This is a genomic window from Streptomyces sp. 5-10, assembly GCF_014712245.1.
Classification (GTDB): Bacteria; Actinomycetota; Actinomycetes; order Streptomycetales; family Streptomycetaceae; genus Streptomyces; species Streptomyces violaceusniger.
Genome location: NZ_JACVYG010000208.1, coordinates 1 through 882, shown reverse-complemented (window position 1 = coordinate 882; position 882 = coordinate 1). Strand labels below are relative to the sequence as shown.

The following is an 882-nucleotide window of genomic DNA, read 5'->3' as shown; positions in this document are numbered from 1 at the left end:
GCTCGCCACCTACGGCCAGGAGCACACCGAGGACCGGCCGCTGCTGCTCGGCTCGATCAAGTCCAACATCGGGCACACCCAGGCCGCCGCCGGCGTCGCCGGCATCATCAAGATGGTCATGGCCATCCGTCATGGCGTCCTGCCCAAGACGCTGCACATCGACGAGCCGACCCCGCACGTCGACTGGTCGGCGGGCGCGGTGTCGCTGCTCGCCGAGACCACCCCCTGGCCGGAGACCGACCACCCGCGCCGCGCCGCCGTGTCCTCCTTCGGCTNAGACCGACCACCCGCGCCGCGCCGCCGTGTCCTCCTTCGGCTTCAGCGGCACCAACGCGCACACCATCCTGGAGCAGGCCCCCGCCGAGGAGGCCGAGGAGGCCACCGGGGAACCGGCGGCCCCGACGAAGCGGCTGGACGTCGTGGCGTGGGCGGTGTCGGGCAAGAGCGCGGCGGGGCTGCGCGCCCAGGCCGAGCGGCTGCTGGCCCACCTCGAGGCCGACCCGTCCCTCGGCCCGGTGGACGTGGCCCTCTCGCTGACCACCACCCGGGCCCAGCTCGACCACCGCGCCGTGGTGCGCGGCCACGACCGTGACGAACTGCTGGCCGGGCTCACCGCCCTGGCCGAGGGCGGCATGGCGGCGGGCGTCACACAGGGCTCCGTCGTCGGCGGCCGCACGGCGTTCGTGTTCCCGGGGCAGGGGTCGCAGTGGGCCGGTATGGCGGTGGGGCTGATGGACGCCTCGCCCGTCTTCGCCGCGCGGATCGAGGAGTGTGCGGCGGCGCTCGCGGAGTTCACCGACTGGTCGTTGGTGGAGGTGTTGCGGGGTGCCGAGGGCGCGCCGTCGCTGGATCGGGTGGATGTGGTCCAGCCGGTGCTGTTCG

The 882-nt window shown here is 74.3% G+C and carries 1 pseudogene; it reads left to right on the top strand.

Annotated elements, in window-relative coordinates:
- A pseudogene (locus tag IEJ02_RS47840) lies at nt 1-882 on the top strand (acyltransferase domain-containing protein); the annotation flags it as partial.